We start from the raw sequence: 6895 nt of genomic DNA on the forward strand, positions 1-6895 counted from the left end.
AGATTAAAGCTATTCAGCTATACTATCCATGACATCAGATCCTCCATTCAAATTCATAACGAAACGTGAGTATCCAATGAATCGGTATATCTTCTCTGTCACAGTACTAGCGCTAGTTCTCTCCCCTCGTCCTTTTGCGGCAAACCTCGATGCTGCTGCTGATGATGTGTGTGTTTGCCTTGAAGGGCCTTACCAACATGCGGAAGAGACATTAGCGCTTGTAAACGAAGCGCTGCAATCTGGCGACATGTCCAAGATATTAGCTTCACAAGATGAGATGATGAAAGTGATGAACACCTCTGAGCTGTGTATCGAAGACCTAAGCAAAAAATACCCAGATATCAGTGCTGACGAGTCACTCCAGAAAGAGGTGATGCGTATCGCAGACGAAAAATGCCCGAACCCTTTAGAGAAGTTGAAAAGCGCCTCAGCCCCTTCAAGTTAAGTACATAGCAAGTACCTGAAAGTGCTTAAATTAACTATTGCCATCCCTGCGCCATTTGTTAGATTATTGTAACATTGCTTTAATGGGAGATTTGGTATGGTGATGTTAAAACAGCTACTGTTTAGCACATTCATAAACTTACAGCCCTTTTTTAACCTGGCTTATCCGCTTATGTTTGGCTTAAGTGTACTTGGCACTACACTAGGGATAATACTTATGGCGACACCTTCCAACGTGCACGACTCCAGCCAACTGATATGTTTGGGCTTTGTGCTGACTGGAGTGTATCTGATGTTGTTAAAAAAACACTACGCGTTGATCCTGGCCTGGGCTGATACTCGTGAGAGCCAGGTCATCCCGCTTAGAACTGATAACAGCCGACATTTGTGAGCAACAACTAGAAGCCTGGTGCAATATCTGCCTAACAAGCTACTTGATGTCACTCAGTTATTTTTTCGCTTCGCGACGTTCCAATAGCGCTTCAATATTTGCCGTCAATTGATCGATCTTGTCATCTATACTGTCTAGACGCTCGTTATCCATACCAACCATTTTCTGAACCAATTGGTGCGCACGTTCTTCAGCAGAAACTGACTTGTGAATACGAGTTGTATGAATACGCTCTTTCAGCTCAGATTCAACGCCTCGACCTTGTTCGATCAGGTCATTGTACATAGCCTTACCTTTGCTTGAGAGCTGATTCAACTCATCCCCACCTTTCGCGTATACACCTAGCCCAGCAAGCCAAACCTTATTATGGAGCTTTTCTTCACGGGCAGAATCTTCTATTTTTCGTTCTTGGTCTTTCATGATCTTGTCCTCATACACTAGCTTACAACTGCCAGCCAATGATAAAGCTGACTTCTTAGTATCAGGATAATGCTTTCAATTAGAGTGATCCCACTAATTTAGCGAATCATTAAGGATAATATGTATAGAATGAGGTAATCAAAAGCGGGAGAACATCTCCCGCTTTCGGCTTAGTTAGATATTAATACTAGGCGGGATTTTACTTGGTAACAGGAAGCTGTATTCTTCACGCGTTTCATTTCGGTCGTTGATGATTTTTTCTATCTCTTTCAAAGAGGCATTAAAGTCACAAAGCGGACCGCCTTCTTTCGTTATCCTGTCATCTTCAAACCACTCAAAATATGGGAAGTTGTTCGTACGGTATTCACCTAGCCTACGGTAATAAACACCGCCGAGAATCTGCAATAATGACAACTGTTCAAGCGACTGCTTCATAGGCGGGAAGTTTTTCAGCCAACCCTCTTCTGTGTGTACATTCGACGGATCTTTTCCCCATACCGCCCCGGTTACTGCAGGTGCAAAGCTCATTAATGAACTTTGCGGAAAGTTAACAGCGGCATGTTGTGCGCTGGCAGTAAATATAATCATCGTGAGCACTTCGGACAACTGCTCACGAGTTGTGATCGGCTTGAACCCTTTTATCGAACCTTCCTTCATCAAAGATTCTGTCCAAGCTGTTAGCTCATAATCTTCAGTTACAGCGGCGTCATCAGAGTAATAAACATTGATATAGGACTTCGTCCATTCCTGAATCGCATCCCAGACCAAAATAGCGTCATCACGGTATGGGTAATCCAAAATATCTTTATTATCTACACAGCGCGTCGCTAAATCGGCTGGCAGCATATACCCATAAAAGTCCAGATTTAGCCTGTCTGTACCAGCTGCCTGTTGGGTAGATTCAATCTTGGCACCAAAGATACTATCAATAGGCCCACCTTCTGCGATTAGCGAACCTGCGGCACTATTGTTGATAAACAAGGTCCCTTCGAAATGAGGTAACAGCAACACATTAATCGGGTGAGATTCAGCAAGATAGCGATTAGTCGCTATGGTGAAGGCTTCAATGATCAAGTGAGTTCGGCCTAAATGTACAAAGAGCTCATGGTAGTTACCATCCGCAACCTGAACCAAGGTCATAGCGGCCTGCCACTGCCAGTATTCCGCAGAGTTATCATTATTCTCGACCGCATAGGTTAAGATAGATGTGTCCTTATCCTGACCACTTTGTATTGCAACGGGCGTAAGTGATTTTTGGCCCTTGGGAATAGCAAACAGTGCTATTGGTGCAAAGACTTGCTTTTCTGGTCCCTGAGGATTGTCGGCAAGCATCTCTAGCTCATGGTAATCAAGCAGGTAGACACGATTATTTGCCAGCGCCTCGGCTAATGAATCATCAGCCCCCATCACTTTTTGAAATCCTGCTTCACTAACGGGGAAATTATCCGGAATACTGGAAACCCCTTTGATTAACATTGGATTTTGACCCGCAACCCGGAATCTGGCAAAAATCTCATTTTGCTGGAACACTTCGGCGACTGCTGGTAGAGGGATCTTCTTAAACAGATCTTTGTACGCATCAAGGCCGGCCTCATTACGGTATTCCGTCACCTCCGATTGCACCAACCTCAGATACATCTCGACCAGTGACTTCAGCATTTCAGACGTATTTCTGATCAACGCCCATTCTTGCCCAGGCTTCAAGCTCAAAGCGGCCTCGGAAACTTCTTTCAAGCCATCCTTGATATCAACCAGATCTGCTGCATCTTTGACATTGGCGATAAGATTCTCAACTATAGGTACTAATGTTTGTAGAACGGTTATCTTCCAACTTAAGGTCGGATCCGCTTCTTTCGGCACTTCTTTTACCATAGGAACAGGCGCAACATTTGGATGCTTGAGATCCCAGACATATTGTTCTTGTGTTGTCTCAAGTTGCTTCCGGCGCTTTTCTTGCTCTCGTTTACTGTCATTTTGCGGCAGCGTTGGGTGTAAACGCGGAAATAAGTTAAACATGGTGAGTCCTTTCTTCTTAATAGTAGGGATATATAAGAATGACCGTTACATGCAAAATCTAAAAAATGGTCATTGGCATCACTCATCGAGCCACTGTATTACTACAGGTCAAACCACTATTCGATAAGATTGATAAAGAAGATAGTTCAGGAGCTTTAATTAACCAGCCAAAAACAAACTAGTTGCATATCGTAAATCTAAACTGTTAATTCACTCACCTATCGTGAAGTTTGTATTTCCACAATCCAACAATACAAATGGAGAGATATCACATTATGTAGTCTGTTAATAGGTATAGATCACCCTATACTAACTTCTGACACTTTATAAAGATGAAGTTTGGATTGTTAGATAAGTACTCATAATGCTTCAAAGAAAGCTCTTTGATTTTCTCCGATACAATACCTTCAGACAGCTGGGTAACAACCAGACCACTATCTGTAATGGCAGTCATGATCTCCGTTAATGATCGCCGGTAGAAAGTAACTTCAACAGGTGTGCCCACAGTGTCCCAGACATCCTTCACAAGCTCGCGCTCAAAGTAGTTTCCGCTAGTTGAACACTCAAAATCAGCAAACGGATGATGCGTCGAGAAAACCATATACCCACCCGGTTTTAAAACTCTGCTAATGTCATTAAACAAGGTTGAAATATCCTGTAAATAATGAAGAACAAGCGGACAAATAATCACATCAACACTATTCGATTTTTCTTTAGGAAGGCCGATAGACAAATCCTGAGCATAAGAAACGACTCTCTCGCCAAACTTGTTTCTTACTAACTTAATCATCTCTTCAGAAGCATCAATACAGGTTATATTGGATGCGCGTTGCTGGACAAGAAACTCAGCATAAACACCTGAACCACATCCTAAATCAAGCACATCCATTCCCGACAAATCGTCCAGCATTGCTTGCAGAGACGGCCTTTCAAAATGGGCATTGTAAATATTGTCTTTCACCGCTGAATCGTACTTTTCAGCGTGCTTTGAGTACATATCTGATTTCATAGGGTTTCCTAAATATACAAAACAAGGTTTTTATTGCACTGGTTGGGAGAGATTACAACATTAAAAACAAGCAGGAACTTATCAGCCAACAGGCATCCAAGCAACCAAAAGTAGAAATATCTGCAGATTAGATTCTGGCAGGTAAAGATATATAAAAGAGCAATAAACCAAAGCTATAAGTTTCAACAGTTACCTATAGTTTTCAATGGTGAACAGAATTGGACTCTGTTGGTTAAAGGGCGGTTCATGCCCCCTTAATATATTAGGCACTCACCAAAAAGCAAATATTCAATCAGACATACGCAACAAAATGCAACCTATATCAATATGATTAGACTAATCAATGAAAGAGAGTATTCTCATATGTTATACCTGCCGAAATGTGACAACGGTAATCACTCAAGCTTAGGTAACTTTTATTCGGACTATGGAGTATTAATGATTCAATATCGAGAAATGGAGATCTCAGATTATCAAGGGGTAATAAACCTTTGGACAACGTCGGATGGCATGACTCTTCGTGACGCAGATTCACAAGAGAACATAAATATGTACCTTCAGCGAAACCAAGGGCTGAGCTTTGTTGCAATCCACAACAGCCAGATAATAGGTGCCGTTCTGGTTGGTACTGATGGACGCAGAGGATATTTACAGCACCTGTCAGTATCATCAGACTACCAATCAAGAGGGATCGGTCAAAAACTGGTTGATCATGTGATATCAGCATTAAGTAATATCGGGATATCGAAAACACACCTTTTTGTTAACAATACAAACGAAAAAGCCCAGCATTTTTATCAAAAAATGGGCTGGTTCCCCAGAGACGAAGTACGTATGTTTTCCTATAACTCATCGACAAACTCTGACGTATAACTCGGTTATTATGTAAAAGCATTAAGAAAACATTACATTCACGATGATGGGCATATATAAATAATGACATTTGTCACATCCAATCTATGACATGCCCTATTCCCCAATTAATGTTAGAAGCGATAAGATAAAGTCTATATAACAACCACTCTAAGGGATTTCGAGAAATATGGAACCTAGAATTGTCGAACTCAATGAGATACAGATTACTGGGATTCAAGTACTAGCCTCTCCTGAGTCAGGAGAATTTGGAAAAACTTGGCCTAAGCTGTTTGAGCGCTGTAATGAAATCGATCCCCTCGACGGCCTGAAAATTTGGTATGGTGTCCAGTCTTACGATAAGGAACTTATGACGCAAGGGATATGGAAATACACTGCCGGAACTGAAAGCAAAGCAGGAATCAAAACGCCAATCGGTATGGAAACACTCCACCTGCCAAAGTCTAAATACGCTGTATTCGAGTATCATGGAGCTATAAGTCCAAAACTGGGAGAGACCTTCGGTTATATTTACCGGGAATGGTTACCCAACTCTGAATATAATCCTGCGGGTATGTTTGACTTTGAGAGATATGACGAGAGGTTTTTGGGGCCAGAACATCCCGACTCTATCTTGGAAATCTATATCCCAATCATAGAAAAATAGACAACATAACGCCTTTATAGCAGCGCAATGTTATCTTTAACATTGCGTTGCTGGCAGGGTTAAATCCTCTCCCTTCCACAAAAGCGTGACGAACATCTAATTTTCGGGGGAGTAAATTATTATACAATTCGCGAAACAGCACCAAAGAACAGCGTTCAAAAGTCCACACCGTTTTTTGGTAAGAGAAGTGATATGGAAACCTTGTGCGTTGAACACAATGTAAGGTTATAAAGGAAAAAATGAAGCCTACAGTTTTTTTTAGTTTGATACTATTAAGCGGATGTACTTCTTCTCAAGTTTCATCATTCGAAATATTCAGCCATGAAGTAAGCGATAACAGATATACTTTGATAGCCATTAGTGATAAGGAATCTGTGATCTCAAATAGTGAAGTCGATAGTGTTTTCAAGAATAAAGCTAACGAACTTTGCCCACATGGCTATTTATTTTCTGAGTCAACAAAAGCTAAAGGCTCGAATGACGCATGGAAAAAGAGAAGCATGGAGCAATATATCAAAACCCACAAAGTGAAAGGTGCACATAGCTACTTTAAAGACATAATTTGCACAATATAGTACTTAGTTAGACGAAACATCCAAGCTGAAGCTGTGACTCATATTTTAATATGAATCACAGCGCGTTGATTGAGTCATCACGGCGCAACTTATGTTTAGCGATAAACTTAAGGAGATTAAGTATGGACAAAACTAATCATGAAGCAACTTGCCTTTGTGGCAAAGTGACCCTGAAAACACAAAAGCTCACTGATGAGTTCATCATCTGCCATTGTGACACATGCAAAAAGTGGAATGGCGGACCGCAATTTGCCATGCCATGCGGTGCAGACGTTGAAATTCAAGGGACTGAATATCTTTCAGAGTTCACATCTTCCCCCTGGGCTAAAAGAGGCTTTTGTCGCAATTGTGGAACGCATTTGTATTTCAAAATGAATCAGTCAGGAAGCTACAACATCTTATTAGGTGCACTGGATCTTGATAAGAAAGAAAATCTACATATGTCAATGCAGTACTTCATTGATTTAAAACCAGACTATTACAACTTTGACAGTGATTGTCCGGTCATGACTGAAGCTGAA

General features: G+C 41.3%; 8 protein-coding genes. 5 read left to right on the forward strand and 3 right to left on the reverse strand.

What is annotated here, in order from left to right; all coding sequences use genetic code 11:
• Positions 1 to 76: 76 nt before the first annotated feature.
• Positions 77 to 445, forward strand: coding sequence for a hypothetical protein (locus MHN01_RS11845; RefSeq protein WP_239411537.1), 369 nt, complete (start codon positions 77 to 79; stop codon positions 443 to 445).
• A gap of 447 nt (positions 446 to 892) precedes the next feature.
• Here the strand turns inward: MHN01_RS11845 and MHN01_RS11850 are convergent, their stop codons facing one another.
• The 3 genes from MHN01_RS11850 to MHN01_RS11860 form a co-directional block, all read right to left on the reverse strand.
• Positions 893 to 1255, reverse strand: a complete 363-nt coding sequence (locus MHN01_RS11850) for a phasin family protein (protein ID WP_239411538.1) — start codon at positions 1253 to 1255, stop codon at positions 893 to 895.
• A gap of 174 nt (positions 1256 to 1429) precedes the next feature.
• Positions 1430 to 3271 carry a lipoxygenase family protein gene (locus MHN01_RS11855; RefSeq protein ID WP_239411539.1) on the reverse strand — a complete coding sequence of 614 codons (1842 nt, stop codon included), beginning with the start codon at positions 3269 to 3271 and terminating at the stop codon, positions 1430 to 1432.
• A 304-nt stretch (positions 3272 to 3575) separates the two neighbouring features.
• Complete coding sequence (locus tag MHN01_RS11860) at positions 3576 to 4280, reverse strand: class I SAM-dependent methyltransferase (RefSeq protein ID WP_239411540.1); 705 nt, start codon at positions 4278 to 4280, stop codon at positions 3576 to 3578.
• Between the two features lie 438 nt (positions 4281 to 4718).
• Between MHN01_RS11860 and MHN01_RS11865 the strand changes: the two genes are divergently transcribed.
• From MHN01_RS11865 to MHN01_RS11880, 4 genes are all read left to right on the forward strand, one after another.
• A complete protein-coding gene (locus MHN01_RS11865) occupies positions 4719 to 5153 on the forward strand; it encodes a GNAT family N-acetyltransferase (RefSeq protein WP_239411541.1) in 435 nt (144 codons plus the stop codon).
• A 169-nt stretch (positions 5154 to 5322) separates the two neighbouring features.
• On the forward strand, positions 5323 to 5799 hold the full coding sequence (locus MHN01_RS11870; protein ID WP_239411542.1) for a GyrI-like domain-containing protein: 477 nt from the start codon (positions 5323 to 5325) through the stop codon (positions 5797 to 5799).
• Positions 5800 to 6038: 239 nt separating this feature from the next.
• Positions 6039 to 6374 carry a hypothetical protein gene (locus MHN01_RS11875; RefSeq protein WP_239411543.1) on the forward strand — a complete coding sequence of 112 codons (336 nt, stop codon included), beginning with the start codon at positions 6039 to 6041 and terminating at the stop codon, positions 6372 to 6374.
• A gap of 122 nt (positions 6375 to 6496) precedes the next feature.
• A partial coding sequence (locus MHN01_RS11880; RefSeq protein ID WP_239411544.1) for a GFA family protein occupies positions 6497 to 6895 on the forward strand: 399 nt, incomplete at its 3' end.

Origin of the sequence: Photobacterium sp. OFAV2-7 (assembly GCF_022347985.1) — a bacterium.
GTDB lineage: Bacteria > Pseudomonadota > Gammaproteobacteria > Enterobacterales > Vibrionaceae > Photobacterium.